The following is a 1,099-nucleotide window of genomic DNA, read 5'->3' on the forward strand; positions in this document are numbered from 1 at the left end:
GACTGGGTCGCGGCGGTCGGTGCCAAGCCGGCTTACATAGAGCCGGGGTCACCATGGGAAAACGGATACTGCGAAAGCTTCAACGCCCGCTTCCGGGACAAGCTGCTCAACGGTGAAATCTTCTACAGCTTGCGGGAAGCCCAAATCCTGATCGAGCAATGGCGAATCCACTACAACACGATCAGGCCGCACAGCGCTCTGGTCTACCGTCCACCCGCGCCCGAAAGCATCGTCCCGATAGACCTAAGGCCCACGATGCACTAACACTCAAAGCGGACCACCCGATGGGGGCACGCCACTGGATTGGCCCTGCGGGCCAATCCGCCATGGCACGTGCCAGCCATCTGGCAAGCGCGCGCCATGGCGCGCAGCGTCCCGCCACTGGCCGACTATTGCTCCGCCACGTGGCCGATTCTTGCTCCGCCGTTGACAGCGGAAGTATCAGCGGCAGCAGTCGAGGGGCTGGTTCACCTCAGCGATAGCGTCAAGTGCTTGGTTTTGAATGCCTGTTACTCAGACAGAATCGCAACCCAAGTAAAACCTCATGTGGCAGCCGTAATCGGTTGCACCGTGGAAATTGGAGATGATGCTGCGATTGCTTTCACGCGGGCTTTCTATCGTGCACAGCGGCACGGTCATCCGTACCGAAGAGCCTTCGTTCTTACGCCGAACGAGTTACAGCTGAATGGAATGGAAGATGAGGCCAAGACGTACGAGTTTGTGGCTGGGGCGGCTTGATGATGGGCCTTTATGACTTGCTGATGTGCGGCTGCCAATGTTATCCAGCCAAGGCAGCGGGTGTAGCTCAATGGTAGAGCAGTAGCTTCCCAAGCTAACGACGAGGGTTCGATTCCCTTCACCCGCTCCAAACCCACCGGACGCGACGGCTTGGTTCCCGCGATCCTCAGCGAAGACAATGCTGTTCTGTTTGGAATGAATAGCCCCGTGCATCGTGGACGGCTTCTTTGCCAATTTTGAGGCTGCCCTTGCCCCCTTGTGACCACCCCCCCCGCTGGTCCCTCGCTCATGACGAGAGTCTGCGGGTTTGATTTTGGTAGTGGTCGGTTTCGGGCTTGGCAAGTGCGGCAGGCGCGGAGCC

At 58.9% G+C, this 1,099-nt stretch carries 2 protein-coding genes and 1 tRNA gene; all 3 read left to right on the plus strand.

Features of this window, described 5'->3' with window-relative positions; all coding sequences use genetic code 11:
- On the plus strand, positions 1-264 hold a 264-nt coding region (locus AVJ23_RS21905), incomplete at its 5' end, for an integrase core domain-containing protein (RefSeq protein WP_157772767.1).
- A gap of 96 nt (positions 265-360) precedes the next feature.
- Complete coding sequence (locus AVJ23_RS23020; protein ID WP_157772769.1) at positions 361-738, plus strand: hypothetical protein; 378 nt, start codon at positions 361-363, stop codon at positions 736-738.
- Positions 739-794: 56 nt separating this feature from the next.
- A tRNA-Gly gene (locus tag AVJ23_RS21910) sits at positions 795-868 on the plus strand.
- Positions 869-1,099: the final 231 nt, after the last annotated feature.

The organism is Pseudoponticoccus marisrubri (genome assembly GCF_001482405.1).
GTDB classification, from domain to species: domain Bacteria; phylum Pseudomonadota; class Alphaproteobacteria; order Rhodobacterales; family Rhodobacteraceae; genus Pseudoponticoccus; species Pseudoponticoccus marisrubri.

What these genes read in the sequence shown, in the direction of transcription:
- AVJ23_RS23020 (WP_157772769.1), top strand. Translation starts at nt 361, where the DNA reads ATGGCGCGCAGCGTCCCGCCACTGGCCGACTATTGCTCCGCCACGTGG.